Origin of the sequence: Klebsiella sp. M5al (assembly GCF_002090195.1) — a bacterium.
In the GTDB taxonomy this organism is placed as follows: domain Bacteria; phylum Pseudomonadota; class Gammaproteobacteria; order Enterobacterales; family Enterobacteriaceae; genus Klebsiella; species Klebsiella grimontii.
The window spans coordinates 522,946-545,836 of the sequence record NZ_CP020657.1 but is presented as its reverse complement, the minus strand read 5'-3'; the positions used below and the strand labels follow the sequence as shown (position 1 = coordinate 545,836).

Here is a 22,891-nt window from a genome sequence, read left to right as displayed (position 1 = left end):
TAAAACTTTGTCGCCTGGATGATGACAAATCTAAGGGAAACAGAAACAATAGAGGGATAAGGTTAACCTCACGAAACATAGCTTTGTCTCGTCCTTCAGGAAGTTAGCCATCTATACTCTAGAGAGAGCAGGATAAAAATATGCGGAGCAGGAGGAAAGCCATGCCCGGGCGCTTTGAACTGACATCTACCCTGGCGAAGATCTGGCACGCCCCGGATCATTTTCGCCTCATGGATCCGCTACCGCCGATGCACCGCCGGGGCATTATTGCCGGAGCGCTGCTGGTGATTATCGGCGTTCTGCTCCCTTCCGAGGATAACAGCAGCGAGGTTCAGGCCAGCCGCGAGGCGAATCTCAACCTGCAATCCCAGTCGCAGCCCTCTTCCGGTAATCAGGCTGTCCCGCTGCCGCCCATCACCAATACGCCGCCCGTGAACGATGCCGATCAGGTGGCGCCGGTCGCGCCGGAGCCGATTCAGGATGAGCAGCCGGATCAGCCGCAGCAGCAGGCCGCTTCCCAGCCGTATCAGGAGCCGCAGTCGACGCCGGGCATCGAGCAGCAGTGGCGGACCTACCGCATTGAATCGGGGAAAACTCTCGCGCAGCTGTTCCGCGACCACAACCTGCCGCCGACCGACGTTTACGCCATGGCCCAGGTGGAAGGCGCAGGAAAACCGCTAAGCTCACTGCAAACCGGGCAGACGGTACAGATCCGTCAGAACGCCAATGGCGTAGTCACCGGGCTGACCATCGATACCGGCGGCGGCCAGCAGGTGCTGTTTACCCGCCAGTCGAACGGCAGCTTTATTCGCGTCCGTTAAGATCTCACGGCCGGGTAACTGACCCGGCCAGCCGTGAAGCTTTGCCGGGCTTATTTACCCACCAGATCCCGGTGCACACCAGCGCCAGCGCAACCGCATATTTCAGCTCAAGAATATTCTCGCCGAGGAAGATGGCCGACAGCACGGTGCCGGCAACCGGGACCACAAAGTTGAACGGCGCAATCATACTCACGCGGTTATGCTTAAGCAGCACGCTCCATAGCGCAAAAGCGATGGAAGAGAGCAGGGTCAAATAAGCCAGCACCAGCGCAGCAGCGGCGCTGTGGACCGCCAGGGTTCCGCCGGTCAGGTAACCGCCGCCAACCAGCACCAGGCCGCCAAACGCCAGCTGCCAGCCGGTCATCACCGTCGGGTCAACCGTCTGCGAAATGCGCTTACCGTACAGCGTCGCCGCCGACAGGATAAAAGCCGCCAGCACCACAAAACCGTCGCCCTGCCAGACAAAGCTAAAATCGCTCAATGAATGATTAACGTTCACCAGCATCACGCCGGCAAAACCGAGAATGCAGCCGACGGCTTTGTTGTAGCTCAGCCTGTCATTCTGATAGATAAAGTGCGCCAGCAGGACGCTGAAGAAGGTGCCGGTGGCGTTCATAATCGAGCCCTTCACGCCGGTGGTAAACGCCAGGCCAACGTAGAAGAAAATGTACTGGATGGACGTTTGCGTGACGCCCAGTATCGCCAGTTGGCCGCACTGACGGGAATTTAAGCGGGCGATCGGCTTACGCTGCGCCAGCGCGAAGAGCAGCAGTAGCGCTCCGGCAAACAGGAAGCGATAGCCAGCGAAGACGATTTTAGACGGCACATCATCAGTGGCAATCTGAAATAGTTCATAGCCGCTTTTAATCGCCGGGTAGGAGCTTCCCCACAGCAGGCAGCAGAGGGTTGCGCAGGCATAAGCCACTTTCTTGCGGGTAAAAATCGAGGGTGCGTCCATTCACTTCACCAGAAATAAAATAGTGTTTTATTTTATTATCCAGAAAGTTTCTAAGAATAGCCACCATACCAGGAAAAGATTCAGCAAAGACAGAAAAGCAAAACGCCGGCACAAGGCCGGCGTCTCGACGTGAGTTGAGTAATAAATTACTCAGCTACAACGTTAACAACCAGTTTAGCGAAAACTTCGCTGTGAACCTGGAAGTCCACTTCGTGCTCACCGGTGGTGCGCAGAACGCCGTTCGGCAGACGAACTTCGCTCTTAGCAACGGCAACGCCAGCTGCAGTTACAGCGTCAGCGATGTCGCGAGTACCGATGGAACCGAACAGTTTACCTTCGTCGCCAGATTTAGACGCGATGGTAACGGTGCCCAGTGCGTTGATTGCTTCAGCACGTGCGTTAGCAGCGCCCAGAACTTCTGCCAGTTTGGCTTCCAGTTCAGCACGGCGTGCTTCGAAGAATTCAACGTTTTTCTTGGTAGCAGGAACAGCTTTACCCTGTGGTACCAGGAAGTTACGAGCATAGCCCGCTTTAACGTTAACCTGATCACCCAGGCTACCCAGGTTTGCTACTTTATCAAGCAGAATAACTTGCATTACCTTATCCTCTCAAAGTCGTATTAATGGACCGTGACCGATTACTGATGACGATCAGTGTACGGCAGCAGGGACAGGTAGCGAGCGCGTTTGATAGCGCGTGCCAGCTGACGCTGATATTTTGCACGGGTACCGGTGATACGGCTCGGGACAATCTTACCGCTTTCGGTGATGTAGTTTTTCAGCGTAGCGATATCTTTATAGTCGATCTCTTGAACGCCTTCCGCGGTGAAACGGCAGAACTTGCGACGACGGAAATAACGTGCCATATGGCTAGTCTCCAGAATCTATCAATTCAATCTGCTCGGCATGCAGAACCATTTTGCTCAAGCCGTTCTTTGCCTTGTGGCAAGAGATGAACCCTCGAACGATTACTGCGCTACCGACCGTTATACTGTGAGTAATGGCCTGGTTCTCGTGTCCGCTGATTATCACGGGCATTTGGCACCATGCCTGCCGGTGAAAACCGGCTTCCTCCTGCACTGAACGATGCTCAAGCACGAACTGGCAGTGTGGAATTCCTGACGGGCTGACCTTACGAAGTGGAGTCCTGCATACAATGCCGGACAGCTCCAGACGGTTGGTCATCAGGATTACTCTTCAGAATCCCCAGCTTCAGAATCATCTGCGGTTTCGTTGGCGAAATCTTCGCGACGCTCGCGGCGCTCGTCTTTCGCTTTAACCATCGGAGATGCTTCGGTAACAGCGTGCTTAGTACGCATTACCATGCTGCGGATAACGGCGTCGTTGAAGCGGAAGTTAGTTTCCAGCTCATCGATCGCTTCCTGCGGCGCTTCAACGTTCAGCAGAACGTAGTGAGCTTTGTGCAGTTTGTTGATCGGATAAGCCAGCTGACGGCGGCCCCAGTCTTCCAGACGGTGGATCGTACCTTCTGCTGCAGTGATTGCACCAGTGTAACGTTCGATCATGCCCGGAACCTGTTCGCTCTGGTCAGGATGGACCATAAAAACGATTTCGTAATGACGCATCGAATTGCTCCTTACGGATTATTCAGCCTCCTGTCTGGGTCAGCCGCGGCCCATGGAGGCAAGGAACGTGTTAAAGGGCGGCTGAAAAATTGACGCGTCATAATACGGGCGAGCGGGTTTTAAGACAAGTGAATTGTGCAAATAATTCGCACTAAGCGCGAAGTGGCCTTAAGCCAGTGATTTAAAATTAATCAACGGCGGAAGCGACAATTTTTTGAACAACTGCATCAGAAATGGTCGCGATACGCCAGCGAGGCAGCGATTACACTTAGATTAGAAGCAATCCATACCCCAGGGAAGCGGGTTAACGTCAGGACTGTCATAAGGAGCGTAGATGATGAAATACATCCTCATAACCATGATGGCAGCGCTTTTGTTGAGCGCCAACGCGCTGGCTGCTATTAAAATCGATGCCCGCCAGGCCCGCAACATGGACGATGTGCAGAGCCTCGGCGTTATCTATATCAACCACAACATCGCCACCGAGCAGGAAGCCGACCAGGCGCTTAGCCAGCAGAGCGATGCTCAGGGAGCGAAATACTTCCAGCCGATCCTCATTCATGAACCGGGAAGCGACGGTCCGATTCACGCCAGTGCGGCCATTTACCGTTAATTTGCCTGTTTTTTGACTTCGCCCGATAGTCAGGGCGAAGTCTTAATGCAATTGAGAATTATTTTTCTTCGTGCCTTATCAGCAGGAACGTAACCTGATTTAATCTCTCTTTAACCACATGATTATCCGGAGTGATTCATGGTTCCGCGTTTTGCCACGCTAAGCCGTATCCCGAAAGGGGTTTGGGTTCTTGGCGGCGTTAGCCTGCTGATGGATGTTTCGTCAGAGATGATCCACAGCCTTCTTCCTCTATTTATGGCCACCACGCTGGGGGCCAGCGTGATTATTATCGGCATTATCGAAGGCGTTGCTGAAGCTACCGCGCTGATGCTGAAGGTTTTCTCTGGCGTCATCAGCGATTATGTCGGCAAACGCAAAGGCCTTGCGCTGCTCGGCTATGGCCTGGGGGCGCTAAGCAAACCTCTTTTCGCCATCGCGCCAACCTCCGGCGTGGTGTTCAGCGCGCGAATGATCGACCGCGTGGGCAAAGGGATACGCGGTGCGCCGAGGGATGCGCTGGTCGCCGACGTCACTCCGCCGGAAATCCGCGGCGCCGCCTACGGGCTGCGCCAGGCGCTGGACACTATCGGCGCTTTTCTGGGACCGCTGCTTGCCGTCGCGCTGATGTTTCTCTGGGATAACGACTTCCAGTCTATTTTCTGGGTCGCGGTCATTCCTGCCGCGCTCTCCATCGCTTTATTAGGCTTTGGGCTAAAAGAGCCAAAAACGCCGATCACCCGGAAACGGACCAATCCCCTGCGCCGCGAGAACCTAAAAAAGCTTTCAGCCGCCTACTGGTGGGTTGTGGTTATCGGCTCGATTTTTACCCTCGCCCGCTTCAGCGAAGCGTTTCTGGTGCTGCGCGCCCAGCAGATGGCGATCCCGCTGTTCGCGATTCCGCTGGTGATGGTCGCGATGAACCTGGTGTACAGCCTGACCGCCTATCCGTTCGGTAAACTATCGGACAGCATGAGCCACAGCAAAATGCTGCAGTGGGGTCTGCTGGTGCTGATCGCCGCCGATATCGTGCTGGCCTTAAGCAGCCACTGGAGCACGCTTTTAGCCGGCGTGGCGCTATGGGGCATTCATATGGGGATGACGCAGGGACTGCTGGCGGCGATGGTGGCGCATACCGCCCCGCCGGAGCTGCGCGGAACGGCGTTCGGGATGTTCAACCTGATGAGCGGCGTTGCGCTGCTGCTGGCCAGCGCAGGTGCGGGCGTGCTGTGGGAGGTATTCGGTGCCGCCTCGACGTTTTACGCCGGCGCGGTAATCTGCGTGCTGACGCTGATCGGTATGCGCTGTATGCCGTCGGCTTATCAGCAAAACTAAAAATAGCTCCGGAGCAGACCGGTTGATTCATCATAAAGATGAATGCTCCGGAGCACGTCTTTCACTTTTGCCCGTAATAGGCATCTGGCCCGTGCTTACGCATAAAGTGCTTGTCCATCAGCCAGCTATCGATGGGCTTCAGCTGCGGGTTGATCCCGCGAGCAATCCACGCCATCCGCGCCACTTCTTCCATCACCACCGCGTTATGCACCGCATCGTGCGCATCTTTGCCCCAGGCAAAAGGCCCGTGCTGATAGACCACGATGCCCGGCGTATGCAGCGGCTCAACGTCGCCCAGCGTTTCAATAATTACGCGGCCGGTGTTCAGCTCATAAGCCTCAGCCACTTCCTGCGCGCTTAACGCCCGGGTGCAGGGAATATCACCAAAGAAGTAGTCCGCGTGGGTCGTCCCCAGCGCGGGAATGGCCAGGCCCGCCTGCGCCCAGGCCGTCGCGTGCGTCGAGTGGGTATGCACCACGCCGCCGAGGCTCGGATAGCGACGATACAGCGCCAGGTGCGTGGCGGTATCGGAAGAAGGACGATAGCGCCCCTCCACCACCTTACCCTCGAGATCGACTACCACCATATCGTCCGCTTTCATGGTCTCATAGGCGACGCCGCTGGGCTTAATCGCCACCAGCCCACGTTCACGGTCGATGGCGCTGACGTTACCCCAGGTAAAAGTGACCAGTCCGTAACGCGGCAAATCCATATTAGCGTCAAAGACCTGCTGTTTTAACGTTTGCATTATGCCGCCTCCACCAGACCGGCGCTGGCCATCCGCGCCTTCACCCAATCGCGCGCTTTCGCAACTTCAGCGGCCGGATCGTCGGTCGTTTCGCTCCACATTTCAATTAGATACGGGCCGCAATAGCCGCTCTGCCTGAGCGTTTCAAAGCAGCGCTCGAAATCGACAACGCCTTCGCCAAACGGCACGTTCTTGAATACGCCCGGTTTAGTATCCTTCACATGTACGGCAACGATATGCCCGATCCCGGCCTGCAATTCCATCTGTACGTCGTTATCCCATGCCGACAGATTGCCGATATCAGGGTAAAGCTGGAACCACGGATTATTGAGATAGTGGGCATAGCCCAACGCCTTGCTGATCGAGTTCATCAGCGGGTAGTCCATGATTTCCATCGCCAGCGTCACCTGCGCGCGGCTCGCCATTTCGACGCTCTCTTTTAGCCCGTCGCGGAAACGACGGCGCGTCTCGTTATTGGCTTGCTGGTAGTAAACGTCGTAACCCGCCAGTTGGATAACGCGAATACCCACATCCTGCGCCAGCCGAATCGCTTTGCGCATAATCGCCAGGCCCTGCGCCCGAACCGCGTCGTCTTCGCTACCGAGCGGAAAGCGGCGATGGGCGCTCAGGCACATAGAGGGTACCCGCACCCCGGTTTCAGCAATCGCGTTGACCAGCGCAAGGCGCTGCTCCCGACTCCAGTCGAGCCGCGCCAGACGGGCGTCAGTTTCATCGACCGACATTTCGACGAAATCAAAGCCGAGCTCTTTCGCCAGCCGTAGGCGTTCCTGCCAGCACTCCCCCGCGGGGAGCGCTTTTTCATAGATACCGAGCGGAATTTGTTTTGACAGCATGACCGCTCCTTAGCCCCACAGCTGGGCGATAGAACGTTTAAACTGCCGGGCGGCCTCTACCGGAGAAGCGGCGTCGCGAATGCTGCGACCGGCGATAAAGACGTGAATGGGAATACCTTTAAACAGCGGTAAATCTTCCAGCGCCAGGCCGCCGGTGACGGTGACTTTAAAGCCCATTTCGGACAAGCGTTTGATCGCGCTGATATCCGCCTCGCCCCACGCCACACCGGCCGCCTGGGCATCGCGGCTACGGTGATAAACCACCTGCTGAATACCCGCTTCGCGCCACTCCTGCGCCTGCTCCCAGGTCCAGTAGCCGGTCAGTTCGATCTGGACGTCGCCGTTGAACTCTTTCGCGACGTCCAGCGCGCCTTTGGTGGTGTTGATGTCCGCGCAGCAGATCACGGTGACCCAATCGGCGTTGGCTTCAAAGCACATGCGGGAGAGAATTTTACCGGCATCGGCGATTTTGGCGTCCGCCAGCACGATTTTATTGGGATAGAGCGCCTTCAGGTCGCGAACGGCGCGTACGCCTTCAGCCACACAAAGAATGGTGCCGACTTCAATAATGTCCACTTCATCGGCTATCAGGCGCGTCGTTTCATACGCGGAAGACATGGATTGATTATCGAGCGCAACCTGCAACATAGGTAATGACATTGTAGTGTTCCTTTTAAACGGCCGCCGCCGTGGCGTTATCAATTAATTCCAGCACTTCCTGCGCGGTGCGGCAGGCGCGTAAACGGTCAAAATTGGCTTCATCTTCAAACAGGTTGACGATCTGCATGATGCCGACTTCCTGATGGGTATTGGCATCCACGGCCGCCATGGTGATCAGAATATCGACCGGGTCGTTATCCTCGTGATTAAAAACCAGCGGCGTTTTCAGCGTGACCAGCGCAAAGCCGGTTTTCTTAACCCCCTCTTCCGGGCGGCCGTGCGGCATCGCCAGACCGGGAGCAATCACAAAATAGGGGCCATGCTGGGCTACGCCATCGAGAATGGCCTGGTAGTAGCGCGGCTCAACGACATCCGCCTTCACCAGTAAATCAACGCTCAGCTTGACGGCTTCCTGCCAGGTACTGGCGTCGGCCTGGAGAAGGATGGAGTTATTCTCCACCAGCGAATCGCGTAATTTCATTTGGTCTCCTTACTTCACATCCTGCGGGAAGTGCGCTTTGATCACTTCCAGCAGTTTTGGGCCAAAATCCGCAGGCGAGAGCATGTTGCGCACGCCAACCACATATTTGTTGCCGGAGACGCTAATCTCACCGGCGATATGGGTGGAGGCGATGATGATGTCCGCGCCGTTTAGTTCACTTTTGTATTCACCCACCGCGCAGCTGTTCACCGTGTGATCGATATTTGACTGGGTCAAAAACTGGTCCACCTTCATCTTCATGATCATGGAACTTCCTTGCCCGTTGCCACATACAGCCAGAATACGTACGGTCATAGTCAAAACTCCTTATTGAGCAGAAGCATCTGCCAGTTGTTTTTCCGCGTCCTCTTCAGCACGCAGCGTGCGCCCTGCGAAGAACATATAAGCCAGTGCGATAATGATGATGACGGCCATAAACGCGATACCGATGGAGGCGAAGCCCTGCATCATCGGCGGCGCCAGAATTGACCAGTCCGCCATACCCATCCAGGCGCTCATACCGGTCAGCTTCACCGCCCAGACGCAGCCAAAAATTTCGATCATCCCCATTACCAGACAAATTTTGAGCGCCGCGCGCCAGCCGCCAAAGTGGTTAGCAAATACGCCGATGGTGGCGTTAGAGAAGAACATTGGGATAAAGCCCGGAATAATCAGAATGGAAGAGCCGAAGCCGACCAGAATACCGACGGCGATCAGCTGGCCGATGGTGCCCCACATAAAGCCCCAGACGACGGCATTTGGCGCAAAGCTATAAATCGCGGCGCAGTCAATCGCCAGCACGGCACCGGGAATCAGGCGTTGGGAAATGCCGTTGAACGCTTCAGAAAGTTCGGCGACGAACATGCGCACGCCCTGGGTGATAATGAAAATAGCGACGGCGAACGAGAAGCCGGTTTGCAGGATATAGATCGTCCAGTGAGTTTTACCCGCCATCGCCTGTACGGTGTCGATGCCGAAGGAGAGCAAAATCGCGCCGAAGAAAATGGTCATCACGATGGCCGTGGAGACGATGTTGTCGTGAAAGATGTTCAGCCAGCCCGGCAGCTTGAGATCCTCAACGCTCTCCTCTTTTTTACCCAGATACGGGGCGACCTTGTAAGCAATCCATGAAGCGAACTGCTGCTGGTGTCCGATGGAGAAGCCGCAGCCGTCGGTCACTTCCTGGGTCGGCTTATACATCATGTTCGAGGTAATGCCCCAATAGAGCGACACCAGCACCGCCGTGCAGATAATCGTCGTCCACATCGGGTAGCCGAAGATATAAAAAAAGACGGCAATCAGCCCCGCCTGCTGGAACATGATGTGCCCGGTCAGCATGATGGTACGAATACCGGTAATACGCCGCAGCAGGACATAACAAATATTCAGCGCCAGGGCTAACAGCACGGCATAGCCCACCCAGCTGTAGGCATCGCCCATCCGCTCAATGGTCGCCATCATGGAGGCGTAGGTATCAGAAATAGCGCCGTTGATGCCGTAAACCTCAGACATTTTCGCCACCACCGGTTTAAACGTGCTGGTCAGAATGCCGGAGCCGGCCTGCAGCAGCATAAAACCGATAATGGTTTTAATTGTTCCTTTAACGATAACGCTGGCGCTTTTGCGCAGCAGGATATAACCCAGGCAGGTCACAATACCCAGCAGCAGCGGGGCGTTGGTCATAACCTGGTTAAAGAACACGGTAAAGATGTGGTAGAGAATCTCCATAACACACTCCAGAAGGTGGACGCTCTGAACGCACGCTACGCCCAGGTTGGTTGTTGCGATCACTCTAATAATCAAAAATAATCACAACAAGATTATATTTGATTAAATGTGACGCACGCCGCAAATAATCACACAATCCGTCATGGTATTAATTCTCATTTTCATAACCTGAAAAATAGTATATGTAAATCAATTAAATAAAATAACACGCATATCATGAAGTATGCCTCCGCCTCTTTTTAACCCCCACTATTCCTCTCATGAAGGGCGAAATTCAGGATTGCAATCCTGAACAAACGATGCCAGTATTCGTCAAAACAAATCACATCGTGATTACTTTTGATAATATGTGAGGGGAAAACAAATGAGTAAAGTGCAAACCATCACCCGCGAATCATGGATCCTGAACACTTTTCCGGAATGGGGTAGCTGGCTGAATGAAGAAATTGAACAAGAGCAGGTTGCGCCGGGCACCTTTGCGATGTGGTGGTTGGGTTGTACGGGCATCTGGCTGAAATCCGAAGGCGGAGCCAATATCTGCGTCGATTTCTGGTGCGGTACCGGCAAGCAAAGCCACGGGAATCCGCTGATGAAAACCGGCCACCAGATGCAGCGTATGGCCGGCGTGAAGAAGCTCCAGCCCAACCTGCGCACCACCCCGTTTGTTCTCGATCCGTTCGCTATTCGCCAGATCGACGCCGTGCTGTCTACCCACGATCATAACGATCACATTGATGTGAACGTGGCCGCCGCGGTTATGCAGAACTGCGCCGATGACGTGCCGTTTATCGGCCCGCAAACCTGCGTCGATCTGTGGATTGGCTGGGGCGTACCGAAAGAGCGCTGCATCGTGATGAAGCCGGGCGATGTGGTCAAAATAAAAGATGTTGAAATTCATGCGCTCGACGCTTTTGACCGTACGGCTCTGATTACCTTACCCGCGGATCAAAAAGCGGCAGGCGTACTGCCGGACGGAATGGATCAGCGCGCGGTGAACTACCTGTTCAAAACGCCGGGGGGCAACCTGTACCATAGCGGCGATTCCCACTACTCCAACTATTACGCGAAGCACGGTAACGAACACCAGATCGACGTGGCTCTCGGTTCCTATGGCGAGAACCCGCGCGGTATCACCGACAAAATGACCAGCGCCGATATCCTGCGCATGGCCGAATCGCTGAATGCCAAAGTGGTGATCCCGTTCCATCACGATATCTGGTCAAACTTCCAGGCCGATCCGCAGGAAATCCGCGTTCTGTGGGAAATGAAAAAAGACCGTCTGAAGTATGGCTTTAAGCCTTTCATCTGGCAGGTGGGTGGGAAATTCACCTGGCCGCTGGATAAAGATAACTTCGAATACCACTATCCGCGCGGATTCGACGATTGCTTCACCATGGAGCCGGACCTGCCCTTTAAGTCTTTCCTGTAAGGCTTCTCCGGCGGGACCGCCCGCCGGAAATTATCCCCGTCAGCATTAGTATTTTCACCTGATTTCAAATATCATCTTTGCTTATCACTTTTAATCGGATTTGCTCATGACGGAAGCGCAAAGACATCAAATTTTACTGGATTTGCTGGCACAAACGGGATTTGTCACCGTGGAGCAGGTGATTTCCCGGCTGGGAATTTCTCCGGCGACGGCACGACGCGATATCAACAAACTCGACGAAAGCGGCAAGCTGAAAAAAGTCCGCAACGGCGCAGAAGCCGTCAGCGAGCAGCGCCCGCGCTGGTCGCCAATGAATATTCACCAGGCGCAAAACCACGATGAGAAGGTACGGATTGCGCGCGCGGCTTCGCAGCTGGTGAACCCGGGCGAAAGCATCGTCATAAACTGCGGCTCTACCGCATTCCTGCTTGGGCAAGAACTGTGCGGTAAACCGGTGCAGATCATCACCAACTATTTGCCGCTGGCTAACTACCTGATCGATCAGGAACACGACAGCGTCATTATTATGGGCGGGCAGTATAACCGTAGCCACTCCATCACGCTGAGCCCTCAGGGCAGCGAAAACAGCCTGTACGCCGGGCACTGGATGTTTACCAGCGGCAAAGGGTTGACCGCGGAGGGGCTATATAAAACCGATATGCTGACGGCGATGGCGGAGCAAAAGATGCTTAACGTCGTCGGCAAACTCGCGGTACTGGTCGACAGCAGCAAAGTTGGCGAACGCGCCGGAATGCTCTTCAGCCAGGCCGGGCAAATCGACCTGGTGATAACCGGTAAACAGGCGGATGAAGCGATTCTCAAGCAGCTTGAAGATCAGGGCGTTCAGGTGATTCGCGTTTAAAGGTGACGTTGAAAAAAAGCCACCGTCGCAGCTAACGCTTCCGGCGTAATGCGGTGACGAACGCCTTTCTGCCAGATGCAGGTTAGGTTGTCGGCCAGTGCGTTTTGCTGCAGCGCCTGCTGCAGACGGAAGGTCTCCCCCGGCGGTACCACATCATCCTCATCGCCGTGCCAGAGCAGCAGCGGTCGGCTGGCGAGGGTCGCCAGCTGCTGGCTGACGTCCCACTCCGCCAGCTGCCCTGCCTCCCACGAAGGCGAAGGAAAAAGCGTCTGCGAGAGCGTACTGAAATAGCCTGACCCCATCAGGCAGGCGACGCTTTTCAGCTCCGGGTGATGGGTCATAATCCCCAGCGCAGTCATTCCACCCATCGATGCGCCGGCCACCGCCAGCCTGTCGCCCGCAAGCCATCCTTGCTCCCGAATCGCCTCCTGTAATGCCGGAAACTCAACAAAATTGTGCGTCAGAATCGGCCAGAAGCGCTGCATCCGCCCCTGTTCGTCTCCCCGGTAGCGCGCGCCGTGTTCCGCAGCATCAGGCATAATCACCCGAAACCCCGCCTCTGCAAGCGCAACGGCGAAATAGCTGTAGACCAGCTTAGAAGAGGTAAAGCCATGATAAAAGACAATGCAGGGAAGCGGAGTATCCGCGGCGCCCTGCGGGTACGCATGGAGAACCTCCCCGCCCGCAAGGTTACGCATTTCTAGTGCGATCATTTACCGTCTCCTTTCTCTAAAGTGATGTTATGTTAGTACTCAAGCCACGCGTTCGCACATGATTCATAATCTTGAGAACCAGATTACGCTTTCACGATATTTTCATTCGAAAATCGCGTACGGGATAACAATTTGGGAACATTCCCCGGCAATGACATTCAGGCTACCACTACACTATGGCTAACAGGAAACGAGATATGGTTATGCGTAGGTTTACACCGTGGTTACTGGCAATCGCTTTAACCGGCTGTAGCGCCCTACAGGGGACGCCCAAGGCGCCGCCGCCAGCAACCAACCATCCACAAGAGATCCAGCGTAACCAGACGACGGGTCTGCAGAAGATGGGGACGGTGAGCGTATTAATGTACGGCTCGCCGATGGATGTAGAGGCTGCGCTGAAGGTCAAAGCAGAGGCGGCTAAGGCGGATTACTACGTCATCATTATGATTGATGACACCATGGTTCCAGGCCAGTGGTATTCGCAGGCAATTTTGTACCGTCAATAGCGGTCAACCTTTAAGCCAGCTTGACACTGCTTTGCATCCATTCACGTTCTCCTGCGCCTAATAACGTTCAGCCAGCCGTAAACCTGGCAGAACGTTAGCAACGGACTGCCCTCAGGACTATGTGAAATGGAGCTGACGATGAAACGAACTTTTACCCTACCCAGCCTGATGCTGACCTCCGCCACGGCCAATACTTCCGCGCAGTCGGCGGAGTTTGCCAGCGCTGACTGCGTAACTGGCCTGAACGAAATTGGCCTGATTTGCGTTAACAACATCTCCGGCAGCCAGCAGGATGTGGAGCACGCCATCGCCGTGCAGGCCGACGAGCAGGGCGCGTCCTGGTATCGCATCGTCCAGATGTACGAGGAGCAGCAGCCGGATAACTGGCGGGTACAGGCCATTCTTTATGCCTGAGGCGCCTGGCGTCCGCGCCCCATTGCCCGTAACAGTAAGTCGTCGAGCGTTTGCTCATCCAGGCGCATGCCGCCGCGCGTATCGAGCATCATCCGGCACCAGGCTTCAGCCAGCGGCGGTGAAGCGAAGCGTAATACCTGCGCGCCAACGCCAAGCAGATAAACCAGCCGGGTAATCTCCCGTCCCTGCTCTTCCAGAGGGCGCCGTAGCCACTGCTGCAGCTGCCGCCACGCCCGATCGAAATGACGATTTTGCCCTTTCACTTCCGCGCACTCCGCCGCCAGAAGCTCAAGCGCCGCCGGCTGCTTCATCAGAACCCGCATCACGTCCAGACACATAATATTCCCTGAACCTTCCCAGATGCTGTTTACCGGCATTTCACGGTACAAACGCGGCAGTTCACTTTCTTCACAGTAGCCGGAGCCGCCCAGCACCTCCATCGCCTCGGCGACGAAGGCGATCCCGGATTTGCAGATAGCAAATTTCGCCGCGGGCGTGAACAACCTTGCCCATAGCGCTTCCTGCGCATCATCGCGCCTGTCCCATGCCCGCGCCAGGCGGAACAGAAACGCGGTTTGCCCTTCAAGCCGCAGCGCCATCTGCCCCAGCACCTGACGCATCATCGGCTGATCGACCAGATTTTTGCCAAACGCCTGACGCTGCAGGGCATGGTACAGCGCCACCGAATAGGCCCGGCGCATCAGCGCATGGCTGCCCAGGGCGCAGTCAAAGCGGGTCAGGCCGCCCATTTTGAGAATTTGCCGGACGCCATCCCCCTCTTCTCCGACCAGCCAACCGCAAGCGTTGAAAAACTCGACTTCACTGCTGGCGTTCGCGCGGTTACCCAATTTATCTTTCAGCCTCTCCAGATGTACGCCGTTACGCTGACCGTCCGGCAGCAGGCGCGGAACAAAAAAGCAGGAGAGCCCCGCCGGCGCCTGCGCCAGCACCAGATGAGCATCGCTCTGCGGCACGGAGAAAAACCATTTATGTCCAATCAGATGATAAAAGCCTTCGGCGGTCTTCTCCGCACGGGTCGTGTTGCTCAGGACATCAGATCCCCCCTGCTTTTCAGTCATCCCCATGCCGATAAGCAGCCCGCGTTTCTGATTTCCCGGTATCAGATGCGGATCGTAGCGATCGCTTAATAGCGGTGATAACCAGTCGCTAAAGGGCCTGGGTAAGGAACGCTGCAGCAATGGGATAGCGGCAAAGGTCATGGTGATGGGACACAGGGTTCCCGCTTCTACCTGCGCGTGCAGCATAAAGCGGGCAGCGCGGGCAACGAAAGCGCCTTCTCGAGCGTCCTCCTGCCAGGCAAGGTTATGTACCCGGTTAGCGCATAGTCCCTGCATCAGGAGATGCCAGGCCGGATGGAAACGAACATCGTCAAGCCGCGATCCCGTGGCGTCATAGCGCAGCAGTTCCGGCGGGTTGCTGTTGGCCAGGCGCCCCAGCTCCAGCGATTCCGCCGTCCCCAGCTGTTGACCAATGCTCGCCAGCAGATCGCCATCCCAGCCCGCGCCTTCGCGGACGACGGCTTCACGCAGGGCGGTATCGGACAAGAACAAGTTGCTGTTGCACAGCGGCGAGGGTTGATTAAATACGGTATGAGTTTGCCAGTGCATTATGTTTCCCTCCTTCAATGGCTCTATGCATAAGTATGGACAACGGCGCACTTTCCGTCAGAGAACTCTGTTATAAAGTTCTCTCACAATCAGAAAGGGAATTTCATGATTCATTTAATTATTGAAGATCGGGAAAACGCGCTGATCTATATCCCGCTTATCCGCCGCCATTTTCCCCATCTCGCTATCAACGCCATCAAACAGAACCTGAACGCTTCGGGTTACGTCACGTCATTTGATGAAGACACGATCTGCGCAGACATTCTGGAAGAGCAGAACCCCATTGGAAATTTTCTTAATCTCATCAAGGTATTAAAGCATCGAGGCGCGCGGCTTAAATTCATCGAACAAACGGGAGATGAACCGGGAGATGAATTACTCTTGAGCCAGGTGTTGAACTATGTGGAAAGAGGTCTCGAAATCGCCCGTCAGAGAGAGCGAGAGGATGAACAGGACTGATGAAGATAAGCCATTCCGGAGAATGGCTTATTCAGAAAGAAGAGATTAGCTGCGCTGGCGCACCGCTTCAAACAGGCAAATACCGGTTGCAACCGATACGTTCAGCGACGACACGCTACCGGCCATCGGAATGCTGATCAACTCATCGCAGTGTTCGCGAGTCAGGCGACGCATGCCTTCGCCTTCCGCGCCCATCACCAAAGCCAGCGATCCGGTCATCTTGCTCTGGAACAGGGTATGGTCGGCCTCACAGGCGGTCCCGACGATCCAGACGTTCTCTTCCTGCAGCAGACGCATGGTGCGGGCCAGGTTGGTGACGCGGATCAGCGGGACGTTTTCCGCCGCGCCGCAGGCCACTTTTTTCGCCGTGGCGTTCAGCTGCGCAGAGCGGTCTTTGGGGACAATCACCGCATGCACGCCAGCGGCGTCGGCGCTACGTAAACAGGCGCCGAGGTTGTGCGGATCGGTCACGCCGTCGAGGATCAAAAAGAACGGCCGATCGAGAGAGGCGATCAGATCCGGCAGATCGTTCTCCTGATACTGACGTCCGGGCTTCACGCGGGCAATAATCCCCTGATGAACGGCGCCTTCGCTTTTCTCATCGAGAAACTGGCGGCTGGCGACCTGAATCACCACGCCCTGCGCTTCCAGAGCATGGATCAGCGGCATGAGGCGCTTATCCTCACGGCCTTTCAGAATAAAGACTTCCTGGAAACGCTCAGGAGCGCGCTCCAGCAGCGCCTGCACCGCGTGGATGCCGTAAATCATTTCACTCATTTATCTACTCGTTTAGGTTCTGTTTTCAGTCCCTTCACCCCGGCCCCATCACGATGGTGGGAGACGCCGGGGCAAAGGGAGATCATTACTCAGCTATTTTCTTTTTCGCCGCGCGCTTGGCCTTGGTCGCTGCGGCGATCTTCTGGGTTTTCTCCGACGGCTTCTTCGCTTTCTTCTCGCCTTTTGGCTGAGCGGACTTCGGCTGAGATTGGCCTTTCTGCTTGCGGAATGCGCTATCTGGCTCGAAGTTCACCTGCTTGCCCGCCTGGCGGCGGCGCCCGGACGATTTACCTCCGGCGCCTTTCTTCGCCTTTTCACGCTCGGTTTTACCGACGTTGCGCGGCGCGCGTTCGCTGGAGATAAGCGAGAAATCAATTTTACGCTCGTCCATGTTGACCGCTTCAACGCGCACTTCTACACGATCGCCCAAACGATAGGTCTGACCGCCGGATTCACCGATCAGACGCTGCCCTACCTGATCGAAGCGGTAGTAGTCGTTATCGAGGGAAGAGACGTGCACCAGACCGTCAATAAACAGCTCATCCAGACGGACGAAGAACCCAAAGCCGGTCACGCTGGCAATCACGCCCTTAAAGACGTTACCGACCTGATCCAACATGAAATCACACTTCAGCCAGTCCGAAACATCGCGCGTCGCTTCATCAGCACGGCGTTCGGTCATCGAACAGTGCGCCCCCAGCTGCAGCATCTCATCCATGCTGTAGTGCCAGCCGCCGGTCTCGGTGCTGTTGCCTTTATGTCCCTGCTCTTTCGCCAGTAAATACTTGATCGCACGATGCAGAGAAAGGTCAGGATAGCGGCGAATCGGCGAGGTGAAGTGGGCGTAGGATTGCAGCGCCAGGCCAAAGTGACCGCGATTTTCCGGGTCGTATATCGCCTGTTTCATCGAGCGCAGCAGCATGGTTTGCAGCATCTCCGCATCCGGACGATCGGCGATAGACGTCAGTAATTCCGCATAGTCGCGCGGCTCCGGCTTGTTGCCGCCAGGCAGCTCAAGCCCCAGCTCCGCCAGAACCGAACGGAAGGCGGTAATCGCTTCGGTGCTTGGTTTGTCATGGATACGGAACAGGGCCGGTTCCTCGGCCTTCTCAACGAAGCGCGCAGCGGAAATGTTCGCCAGGATCATGCACTCTTCAATCAGCTTGTGCGCATCGTTACGCTGAGTCTGTTCAATGCGTTCAATACGGCGTTCAGCATTGAAGATGAATTTAGCTTCTTCACTCTCAAATGAGATACCGCCGCGCTCTTCGCGCGCGCCGTCCAGCACTTTGTAAAGGTTATGCAGCTCTTCAATATGCTTAACCAGCGGCGCGTACTGCTCGCGCAGATCCTGGTCACCCTGCAGCATATGCCAGACTTTGGTATAGGTCAGACGGGCGTGGGAGCTCATCACCGCTTCGTAGAATTTGAAGCCGGTCAGACGCCCCTTGGCTGAAATGGTCATTTCGCAAACCATACAGAGTCTGTCGACCTGGGGATTCAGTGAACACAGGCCGTTAGAGAGCACTTCAGGCAGCATGGGAACCACCTGAGACGGGAAGTAGACCGAGGTGCCGCGGCTGCGCGCTTCGCCATCCAGCGGCGTCCCCGGACGCACGTAGTAGCTCACATCGGCGATCGCCACCCACAGACGCCAGCCGCCGCCGCGTTTCTTCTCGCAGTACACGGCATCATCAAAGTCGCGGGCGTCTTCGCCATCAATGGTGACCAGCGGCAGGCTGCGTAAATCAACGCGCCCTTTTTTCGCCTCTTCCGGTACCTGTTCTTTCAGGCCGGCGACCTGTTTTTCGACCGCTGGCGGCCAGACGTAGGGGATTTCATGGGTGCGCAGGGCCATATCGACCGCCATGCCGGTCCCCATATTGTCGCCGAGCACTTCAACGATTTTACCGATCGCTTTAGTGCGGCGGGTTGGACGCTGGGTCAGCTCAACCACCACGACAAAGCCCATACGCGCGCCCATAATCTGTTCCGGGGGGATCAGGATATCGAAGCTTAAACGGCTGTCATCCGGTACCACAAAGCCGACGCCTGCATCGGTAAAGTAGCGGCCCACAATCTGGCCCGTTTTTGGCACCAGTACGCGGACAATTCGTGCTTCCCGACGGCCTTTACGGTCGGCGCCCAGCGGCTGCGCCAGCACCTGATCGCCGTGAATGCAGGTTTTCATCTGCTCAGACGACAGATACAGGTCATCTTTACGGCCTTCCACGCGCAGGAAGCCATAGCCATCGCGATGGCCAATAACGATACCTTTCAGCAGGTCAAGACGTTCCGGCAGCGCATAGCACTGACGACGCGTAAAGACCAGCTGACCATCGCGTTCCATTGCGCGCAATCTGCGGCGCAATGCTTCTTGTTGTTCTTCGCCTTCAATATTCAGCTCTGTTGCCAGCTCATCTCGGCTAGCCGGTTTTTCGCGTTTTGCTAAATGATCGAGGATAAATTCCCGGCTCGGGATTGGATTAGCGTATTTTTCAGATTCGCGGTCCAGGAAAGGATCTTGTGACATGTCGGTTCCTCCGTTGTCATCTCCAGTGAAGTTTACGTCACTCCACCAGTAATAATTTATAAAGCGGTTGATTCTTTTCAACCAAATCGGCCAGCGTGTAGTTATCCAGTTCCTTGAGAAAACTTTGCGCGGCTTCAGCAAGCGCCTGTTTCAGACGACAGGCGGGCGTAATATGGCAAAATTCGCTACTACAATTGACCAACGAGAGCGGCTCCAGATCGCGAACAACATCACCCACGCGAATCATATTTGCCGGTTTACCAAGACGAATCCCTCCGTTCTTTCCCCGTACCGCCGTCACATACCCTACGCGACTTAGCTGATTGATTATTTTAACCATATGATTACGAGAAACGCCGTAAACCTCCGTTACTTCGGAGATGCTGGTCATTCTTCCATCCGGCAGCGACGCCATATAGATCAGCGCGCGTAATCCGTAATCAGTGAAACTCGTTAACTGCACAATCAACCTCAGGGAAAAGAAAAACAGAGTGCGTCGGTAGACGTAATTACTATTGATGATAAACCAGCCAGCGCTCAGGCCGCTAATTTATTTAAGTGGGGCGGGCGAACAGTAAAAACAAGAGGCGCCTTAACGGCGCCCCTGGAGATCATTACGCGTCGAATGGATCGCGCAAAATCATCGTCTCGGTACGGTCAGGACCGGTAGAGATAATATCAACCGGTACGCCGGTCAGCTCTTCAATGCGTGCGATGTAGTTCAGCGCTGCCTGCGGCAGGCCGCTGCGCTCTTTCACACCAAAGGTGGTTTCAGACCAGCCCGGCATGGTTTCATAAATCGGCTCGATGCCTTCCCAGTTGTCAGCAGCCAGCGGAGTGGTCGTCACTTCGCGGCCATCCGGCATACGGTAGGCAACGCAGATTTTAACTTCTTTCAGGCCGTCCAGGACGTCCAGCTTAGTCAGGCAGAAACCCGACAGGGAGTTAATCTGCACCGCGCGGCGTACCGCCACGGCATCCAGCCAACCGGTACGACGACGACGGCCGGTGGTGGCGCCAAACTCGTTACCCTGCTTGCACAGGAACTCGCCGGTTTCATCAAACAGCTCAGTCGGGAACGGACCCGCGCCTACGCGAGTGGAGTAGGCTTTAATGATACCCAGAACGTAGTCTACATAACGCGGACCCAGACCGGAACCGGTCGCCACGCCACCGGCGGTGGTGTTGGAAGAGGTCACGTACGGATAAGTACCGTGGTCGATATCCAGCAGCGTACCCTGCGCGCCTTCAAACATGACGAAATCGCCACGCTTGCGCGCCTGGTCGAGCAGATCGGAAACGTCAACAACCATCGCGGTCAGGATGTCGGCAATCGCCATCACGTCATCGAGAACTTTCTGGTAATCAACCGCTTCGGCTTTGTAGAAATTCACCAGCTGGAAGTTGTGATATTCCATCACTTCTTTCAGTTTCTCAGCGAAGGTGGCTTTATCAAACAGATCGCCAACGCGCAGACCGCGGCGAGCCACTTTATCTTCATAAGCCGGGCCGATACCGCGACCGGTCGTACCGATAGCTTTCGCGCCACGCGCTTTCTCGCGGGCGACATCCAGCGCAACGTGATATTCGAGGATAAGCGGGCAAGCTTCAGAAAGCAGCAGACGCTCGCGGACAGGGATACCACGGTCTTCCAGACCTTTCATCTCTTTCATCAGCGCAGCCGGAGACAGCACGACACCGTTGCCGATGATGCTGGTGACATTCTCGCGAAGAATACCTGATGGAATAAGATGGAGGACGGTTTTTTCACCGTTGATTACGAGAGTATGGCCGGCGTTGTGACCGCCCTGATAGCGCACAACATATTTAGCCCGTTCAGTCAGGAGATCGACGATCTTCCCTTTACCTTCGTCACCCCATTGGGTGCCCAGTACGACGACGTTGTTACCCATTTTTCAAAATCACCGTTTGCTTAAAAATGGATTCTACCATCGCTTTTTCAGAGTTACAGCACTTTTTGCACTCGAAAGACGGGAAATTAGTCTACTTTACGCTCAGCCAATCGTTTTCCTCAACATGTAGTAGATGACGATGCCAGCAACCACAAGACCACCGCCAAACCGGCGTAATAAATTATCCGGTAGTTGGCTCATGGTGGCGACCATTCGACGCCACGCGCGTGGATAAAGCAGCGGACCCAGTCCTTCAAGGACTAAAACCAGCGCCAGTGCCAGCCAGATTGTTGAATTCATTATCCACCTTTATTTATACGCCGCCCAGTACAGAACCAGTCGTTTATCAACGTTGCGTTTACTTTTATTTCATATTGTCCGGTATTTCATCGTTATTATGAACCTATTTAGTGAAACAAAATTCATAATTTATTGTATTGAATGTGTTTTTTTAAATTGCAACTATGCCAGCGCGTATCAGTTTCAGATACGAGCATAAAATAATCAGGAGGATTATGATGAGAGAATTAACCGCAATTGAAATCGACGCCGTAAGCGGCGCAGGCTGGTTACAGGATAGTCTCGCTTCTATAGGTGCAAAAGCTGGCGCCGCCGTGTGGTCGCTCAGCAGCGATATGTTGAACATTGAACTGCCGATTATAGGCACTATCAATCTTTCAACTATTGCTCCCGATTTAGGCAAAACCGTAGGCGAGACGGTTGGTTTCACCGTTGGCGGAGCCATTGAGAGTACCCTGGCAGGCCTGCCGGTAATCGGCGGTCTGCTCAATAAACTTCTCGGCAATTAATTCCAGCTCGGTTGTAAAAAAGGCGCCTTATAAAGGGCGCCTTTTTACTTATGCCATCAGTTATTAACGATTCGTTGCCGTAGGTGATTTCATATAGCGGAAGAAATCGCTGTCCGGGCTGAGAACCATCACATCCTGATTGCTCTGGAAGCTGTTCTCGTACGCGCGCAGGCTACGGATAAAGGCATAGAAGCCCGGATCCTGACTGAATGCGTCAGCAAACAGTTTCGCCGATTCCGCATCGCCTTCACCGCGCAGGATACGTCCCTGACGCTCGGCTTCCGCCAGCGTTTTGGTCACTTCATAATCCGCGGTCGCGCGCAGTTTTTCAGCTTCTTCCTGACCTTGTGAACGATGGCGACGGGCAACCGCTTCACGCTCGGCGCGCATACGGTTGTAGATCGCTTCAGACACTTCAGCCGGCAGGTTGATCTGTTTGATTCGCACGTCGACGACTTCAATACCCAGCGCCGCCATACTGTTCGGGTTGATCACCTGAACCTTACCGTTGGTTTCCGCTTCAATACGCTCTGCCGCTTTGGCAATCGCGTCATCGGCAGCCGGCGTGCTGACTTCATCTTCCGTGCCCGCGGAACCTGAGTTCAGCGCATCGCGCACTTCCAGGGTCAGACGACCGCGGGAGTCGGTCACGATGTCTTTCACATCGAGACGGCCAATTTCAGAACGCAGACGGTCAGAGAATTTACGTTTCAGCAGCACCTCGGCCTGGGAGACATCACCGCCGCCGGTTGCCAGGTAGTAACGGCTAAAGTCGCTGATGCGCCACTTGATGTAGGAGTCAACGATCAGGTCTTTCTTCTCTTTGGTGACGAAGCGGTCGGCCTGATTGTCCATCGTCTGGATACGCGCATCGAGCATCTTCACAGACTCAATAAACGGAATCTTGAAGTGCAGTCCTGGCGCGTACACCAGAGGTTTGTTTTCATCGTCGCGCAGAACTTTACCAAAACGCAGCGTGATCCCGCGCTCGCCCTCTTTGACCACAAAGATGGACATGTAGAGCACCACCAGCACGATGACAATTATCGCGATAACAGATTTACGCAT

Annotated in this window: 28 protein-coding genes; 9 read left to right on the top strand and 19 right to left on the bottom strand. The window is 55.1% G+C overall.

The features are described 5' to 3' along the window. The first annotated feature begins 161 nt into the window (after positions 1 to 161). Positions 162 to 821 carry a LysM-like peptidoglycan-binding domain-containing protein gene (locus BWI76_RS02685; RefSeq protein ID WP_004871078.1) on the top strand — a complete coding sequence of 220 codons (660 nt, stop codon included), beginning with the start codon at positions 162 to 164 and terminating at the stop codon, positions 819 to 821. Positions 822 to 825: 4 nt separating this feature from the next. Here the strand turns inward: BWI76_RS02685 and BWI76_RS02680 are convergent, their stop codons facing one another. The 5 genes from BWI76_RS02680 to rpsF form a co-directional block, all read right to left on the bottom strand. After that, positions 826 to 1,779, bottom strand: coding sequence for a DMT family transporter (locus BWI76_RS02680; RefSeq protein WP_004871079.1), 954 nt, complete (start codon positions 1,777 to 1,779; stop codon positions 826 to 828). Positions 1,780 to 1,925: 146 nt separating this feature from the next. After that, complete coding sequence (gene rplI / locus BWI76_RS02675; RefSeq protein ID WP_004098003.1) at positions 1,926 to 2,375, bottom strand: 50S ribosomal protein L9; 450 nt, start codon at positions 2,373 to 2,375, stop codon at positions 1,926 to 1,928. A gap of 41 nt (positions 2,376 to 2,416) precedes the next feature. Next, on the bottom strand, positions 2,417 to 2,644 hold the full coding sequence (rpsR, locus tag BWI76_RS02670) for a 30S ribosomal protein S18 (protein ID WP_000135199.1): 228 nt from the start codon (positions 2,642 to 2,644) through the stop codon (positions 2,417 to 2,419). Between the two features lie 4 nt (positions 2,645 to 2,648). Further along, positions 2,649 to 2,963: a primosomal replication protein N gene (gene priB, locus BWI76_RS02665; protein ID WP_004128142.1), complete on the bottom strand. Its 315-nt coding sequence runs from the start codon at positions 2,961 to 2,963 to the stop codon at positions 2,649 to 2,651. Between the two features lie 5 nt (positions 2,964 to 2,968). Next, positions 2,969 to 3,364, bottom strand: coding sequence for a 30S ribosomal protein S6 (gene rpsF / locus BWI76_RS02660; protein WP_004098001.1), 396 nt, complete (start codon positions 3,362 to 3,364; stop codon positions 2,969 to 2,971). Between the two features lie 337 nt (positions 3,365 to 3,701). On the opposite strand from rpsF, the gene BWI76_RS02655 reads away from it, so the two are divergent. Together BWI76_RS02655 and BWI76_RS02650 are read left to right on the top strand one after the other, a co-directional pair. Beyond that, positions 3,702 to 3,977: a DUF1471 domain-containing protein gene (locus BWI76_RS02655; RefSeq protein ID WP_004871080.1), complete on the top strand. Its 276-nt coding sequence runs from the start codon at positions 3,702 to 3,704 to the stop codon at positions 3,975 to 3,977. Between the two features lie 138 nt (positions 3,978 to 4,115). Continuing rightward, positions 4,116 to 5,309 carry an MFS transporter gene (locus tag BWI76_RS02650; RefSeq protein ID WP_024360265.1) on the top strand — a complete coding sequence of 398 codons (1,194 nt, stop codon included), beginning with the start codon at positions 4,116 to 4,118 and terminating at the stop codon, positions 5,307 to 5,309. Between the two features lie 61 nt (positions 5,310 to 5,370). Here BWI76_RS02650 and BWI76_RS02645 read toward each other — a convergent pair whose 3' ends face one another. From BWI76_RS02645 to ulaA, 6 genes are read right to left on the bottom strand one after another with little or no spacing between them, the layout of a single operon-like run. Then, complete coding sequence (locus BWI76_RS02645) at positions 5,371 to 6,057, bottom strand: L-ribulose-5-phosphate 4-epimerase (protein ID WP_024360264.1); 687 nt, start codon at positions 6,055 to 6,057, stop codon at positions 5,371 to 5,373. Further along, positions 6,057 to 6,911 carry an L-ribulose-5-phosphate 3-epimerase UlaE gene (gene ulaE, locus BWI76_RS02640; RefSeq protein WP_049087215.1) on the bottom strand — a complete coding sequence of 285 codons (855 nt, stop codon included), beginning with the start codon at positions 6,909 to 6,911 and terminating at the stop codon, positions 6,057 to 6,059. The genes BWI76_RS02645 and ulaE overlap by 1 nt, the downstream gene beginning before the upstream one ends. A 9-nt stretch (positions 6,912 to 6,920) precedes the next feature. After that, positions 6,921 to 7,571: a 3-keto-L-gulonate-6-phosphate decarboxylase UlaD gene (gene ulaD, locus BWI76_RS02635; protein WP_004128129.1), complete on the bottom strand. Its 651-nt coding sequence runs from the start codon at positions 7,569 to 7,571 to the stop codon at positions 6,921 to 6,923. Between the two features lie 13 nt (positions 7,572 to 7,584). After that, positions 7,585 to 8,052, bottom strand: a complete 468-nt coding sequence (gene ulaC, locus BWI76_RS02630; protein ID WP_024360261.1) for a PTS ascorbate transporter subunit IIA — start codon at positions 8,050 to 8,052, stop codon at positions 7,585 to 7,587. A 9-nt stretch (positions 8,053 to 8,061) separates the two neighbouring features. Further along, positions 8,062 to 8,367 carry a PTS ascorbate transporter subunit IIB gene (ulaB, locus tag BWI76_RS02625; protein ID WP_004109091.1) on the bottom strand — a complete coding sequence of 102 codons (306 nt, stop codon included), beginning with the start codon at positions 8,365 to 8,367 and terminating at the stop codon, positions 8,062 to 8,064. 12 nt (positions 8,368 to 8,379) lie between these two features. After that, the gene (ulaA, locus tag BWI76_RS02620) at positions 8,380 to 9,780 is read right to left on the bottom strand and encodes a PTS ascorbate transporter subunit IIC (RefSeq protein ID WP_004871084.1); all 1,401 of its coding nucleotides are present in this window, start codon (positions 9,778 to 9,780) and stop codon (positions 8,380 to 8,382) included. Between the two features lie 364 nt (positions 9,781 to 10,144). On the opposite strand from ulaA, the gene ulaG reads away from it, so the two are divergent. Beyond that, entirely contained in the window at positions 10,145 to 11,209 is a 1,065-nt protein-coding gene (gene ulaG, locus BWI76_RS02615; RefSeq protein ID WP_024360260.1) for an L-ascorbate 6-phosphate lactonase, read from the top strand. Positions 11,210 to 11,315: 106 nt separating this feature from the next. Next, positions 11,316 to 12,071: an HTH-type transcriptional regulator UlaR gene (ulaR, locus tag BWI76_RS02610; protein WP_004871087.1), complete on the top strand. Its 756-nt coding sequence runs from the start codon at positions 11,316 to 11,318 to the stop codon at positions 12,069 to 12,071. Here the strand turns inward: ulaR and yjfP are convergent. Next, on the bottom strand, positions 12,068 to 12,784 hold the full coding sequence (gene yjfP / locus BWI76_RS02605) for an esterase (protein ID WP_004871088.1): 717 nt from the start codon (positions 12,782 to 12,784) through the stop codon (positions 12,068 to 12,070). The genes ulaR and yjfP overlap by 4 nt on opposite strands. Before the next feature lie 197 nt (positions 12,785 to 12,981). Here yjfP and bsmA point away from each other — a divergent pair, with 197 nt between their 5' ends. Together bsmA and yjfN are read left to right on the top strand one after the other, a co-directional pair. Beyond that, positions 12,982 to 13,290 (top strand): biofilm peroxide resistance protein BsmA, encoded by a 309-nt coding sequence (gene bsmA / locus BWI76_RS02600; protein ID WP_024360258.1) that lies wholly within the window; start codon positions 12,982 to 12,984, stop codon positions 13,288 to 13,290. Between the two features lie 138 nt (positions 13,291 to 13,428). After that, positions 13,429 to 13,704: a DUF1471 family protease activator YjfN gene (yjfN, locus tag BWI76_RS02595; RefSeq protein ID WP_004871092.1), complete on the top strand. Its 276-nt coding sequence runs from the start codon at positions 13,429 to 13,431 to the stop codon at positions 13,702 to 13,704. Here yjfN and BWI76_RS02590 read toward each other — a convergent pair. Further along, complete coding sequence (locus tag BWI76_RS02590; protein ID WP_004871094.1) at positions 13,695 to 15,332, bottom strand: isovaleryl-CoA dehydrogenase; 1,638 nt, start codon at positions 15,330 to 15,332, stop codon at positions 13,695 to 13,697. The two genes, yjfN and BWI76_RS02590, sit on opposite strands and share 10 nt — an antisense overlap. A 105-nt stretch (positions 15,333 to 15,437) precedes the next feature. On the opposite strand from BWI76_RS02590, the gene BWI76_RS02585 reads away from it, so the two are divergent. Continuing rightward, the gene (locus BWI76_RS02585; RefSeq protein WP_004871096.1) at positions 15,438 to 15,791 is read left to right on the top strand and encodes a hypothetical protein; all 354 of its coding nucleotides are present in this window, start codon (positions 15,438 to 15,440) and stop codon (positions 15,789 to 15,791) included. A 45-nt stretch (positions 15,792 to 15,836) separates the two neighbouring features. Here the strand turns inward: BWI76_RS02585 and rlmB are convergent, their stop codons facing one another. The 5 genes from rlmB to BWI76_RS02560 all read right to left on the bottom strand — a co-directional run bounded on the left by rlmB (position 15,837) and on the right by BWI76_RS02560 (position 21,314). Then, complete coding sequence (gene rlmB / locus BWI76_RS02580; RefSeq protein WP_004871097.1) at positions 15,837 to 16,568, bottom strand: 23S rRNA (guanosine(2251)-2'-O)-methyltransferase RlmB; 732 nt, start codon at positions 16,566 to 16,568, stop codon at positions 15,837 to 15,839. Positions 16,569 to 16,653: 85 nt separating this feature from the next. Then, entirely contained in the window at positions 16,654 to 19,101 is a 2,448-nt protein-coding gene (gene rnr / locus BWI76_RS02575; protein ID WP_004871099.1) for a ribonuclease R, read from the bottom strand. A 37-nt stretch (positions 19,102 to 19,138) separates the two neighbouring features. Then, positions 19,139 to 19,564, bottom strand: a complete 426-nt coding sequence (gene nsrR / locus BWI76_RS02570) for a nitric oxide-sensing transcriptional repressor NsrR (RefSeq protein ID WP_004097980.1) — start codon at positions 19,562 to 19,564, stop codon at positions 19,139 to 19,141. Between the two features lie 151 nt (positions 19,565 to 19,715). Continuing rightward, positions 19,716 to 21,014, bottom strand: a complete 1,299-nt coding sequence (locus BWI76_RS02565; RefSeq protein WP_004097979.1) for an adenylosuccinate synthase — start codon at positions 21,012 to 21,014, stop codon at positions 19,716 to 19,718. A 102-nt stretch (positions 21,015 to 21,116) separates the two neighbouring features. Then, on the bottom strand, positions 21,117 to 21,314 hold the full coding sequence (locus tag BWI76_RS02560) for a DUF2065 domain-containing protein (protein ID WP_004097978.1): 198 nt from the start codon (positions 21,312 to 21,314) through the stop codon (positions 21,117 to 21,119). Positions 21,315 to 21,532: 218 nt separating this feature from the next. Here BWI76_RS02560 and BWI76_RS02555 point away from each other — a divergent pair, with 218 nt between their 5' ends. Next, the gene (locus BWI76_RS02555; protein ID WP_004871104.1) at positions 21,533 to 21,823 is read left to right on the top strand and encodes a hypothetical protein; all 291 of its coding nucleotides are present in this window, start codon (positions 21,533 to 21,535) and stop codon (positions 21,821 to 21,823) included. Between the two features lie 63 nt (positions 21,824 to 21,886). On the opposite strand, the gene hflC is transcribed toward BWI76_RS02555, so the two are convergent. Continuing rightward, entirely contained in the window at positions 21,887 to 22,891 is a 1,005-nt protein-coding gene (hflC, locus tag BWI76_RS02550; protein ID WP_004871105.1) for a protease modulator HflC, read from the bottom strand.

Bases quoted from the DNA above. Each gene is read 5' to 3' on its own strand.
- BWI76_RS02555 (WP_004871104.1), top strand. From the start codon at position 21,533: ATGAGAGAATTAACCGCAATTGAAATCGACGCCGTAAGCGGCGCAGGC.
- ulaD (WP_004128129.1), bottom strand. From the start codon at position 7,571: ATGTCATTACCTATGTTGCAGGTTGCGCTCGATAATCAATCCATGTCT.
- rpsR (WP_000135199.1), bottom strand. From the start codon at position 2,644: ATGGCACGTTATTTCCGTCGTCGCAAGTTCTGCCGTTTCACCGCGGAA.
- yjfP (WP_004871088.1), bottom strand. From the start codon at position 12,784: ATGATCGCACTAGAAATGCGTAACCTTGCGGGCGGGGAGGTTCTCCAT.
- BWI76_RS02585 (WP_004871096.1), top strand. From the start codon at position 15,438: ATGATTCATTTAATTATTGAAGATCGGGAAAACGCGCTGATCTATATC.
- ulaR (WP_004871087.1), top strand. From the start codon at position 11,316: ATGACGGAAGCGCAAAGACATCAAATTTTACTGGATTTGCTGGCACAA.
- ulaC (WP_024360261.1), bottom strand. From the start codon at position 8,052: ATGAAATTACGCGATTCGCTGGTGGAGAATAACTCCATCCTTCTCCAG.
- BWI76_RS02560 (WP_004097978.1), bottom strand. From the start codon at position 21,314: ATGAATTCAACAATCTGGCTGGCACTGGCGCTGGTTTTAGTCCTTGAA.
- BWI76_RS02565 (WP_004097979.1), bottom strand. From the start codon at position 21,014: ATGGGTAACAACGTCGTCGTACTGGGCACCCAATGGGGTGACGAAGGT.
- rnr (WP_004871099.1), bottom strand. From the start codon at position 19,101: ATGTCACAAGATCCTTTCCTGGACCGCGAATCTGAAAAATACGCTAAT.
- bsmA (WP_024360258.1), top strand. From the start codon at position 12,982: ATGGTTATGCGTAGGTTTACACCGTGGTTACTGGCAATCGCTTTAACC.
- BWI76_RS02650 (WP_024360265.1), top strand. From the start codon at position 4,116: ATGGTTCCGCGTTTTGCCACGCTAAGCCGTATCCCGAAAGGGGTTTGG.
- ulaB (WP_004109091.1), bottom strand. From the start codon at position 8,367: ATGACCGTACGTATTCTGGCTGTATGTGGCAACGGGCAAGGAAGTTCC.
- BWI76_RS02680 (WP_004871079.1), bottom strand. From the start codon at position 1,779: ATGGACGCACCCTCGATTTTTACCCGCAAGAAAGTGGCTTATGCCTGC.
- priB (WP_004128142.1), bottom strand. From the start codon at position 2,963: ATGACCAACCGTCTGGAGCTGTCCGGCATTGTATGCAGGACTCCACTT.
- ulaE (WP_049087215.1), bottom strand. From the start codon at position 6,911: ATGCTGTCAAAACAAATTCCGCTCGGTATCTATGAAAAAGCGCTCCCC.
- BWI76_RS02645 (WP_024360264.1), bottom strand. From the start codon at position 6,057: ATGCAAACGTTAAAACAGCAGGTCTTTGACGCTAATATGGATTTGCCG.
- yjfN (WP_004871092.1), top strand. From the start codon at position 13,429: ATGAAACGAACTTTTACCCTACCCAGCCTGATGCTGACCTCCGCCACG.
- hflC (WP_004871105.1), bottom strand. From the start codon at position 22,891: ATGCGTAAATCTGTTATCGCGATAATTGTCATCGTGCTGGTGGTGCTC.
- BWI76_RS02590 (WP_004871094.1), bottom strand. From the start codon at position 15,332: ATGCACTGGCAAACTCATACCGTATTTAATCAACCCTCGCCGCTGTGC.
- rplI (WP_004098003.1), bottom strand. From the start codon at position 2,375: ATGCAAGTTATTCTGCTTGATAAAGTAGCAAACCTGGGTAGCCTGGGT.
- BWI76_RS02685 (WP_004871078.1), top strand. From the start codon at position 162: ATGCCCGGGCGCTTTGAACTGACATCTACCCTGGCGAAGATCTGGCAC.
- rpsF (WP_004098001.1), bottom strand. From the start codon at position 3,364: ATGCGTCATTACGAAATCGTTTTTATGGTCCATCCTGACCAGAGCGAA.
- ulaA (WP_004871084.1), bottom strand. From the start codon at position 9,780: ATGGAGATTCTCTACCACATCTTTACCGTGTTCTTTAACCAGGTTATG.
- ulaG (WP_024360260.1), top strand. From the start codon at position 10,145: ATGAGTAAAGTGCAAACCATCACCCGCGAATCATGGATCCTGAACACT.
- BWI76_RS02655 (WP_004871080.1), top strand. From the start codon at position 3,702: ATGAAATACATCCTCATAACCATGATGGCAGCGCTTTTGTTGAGCGCC.
- rlmB (WP_004871097.1), bottom strand. From the start codon at position 16,568: ATGAGTGAAATGATTTACGGCATCCACGCGGTGCAGGCGCTGCTGGAG.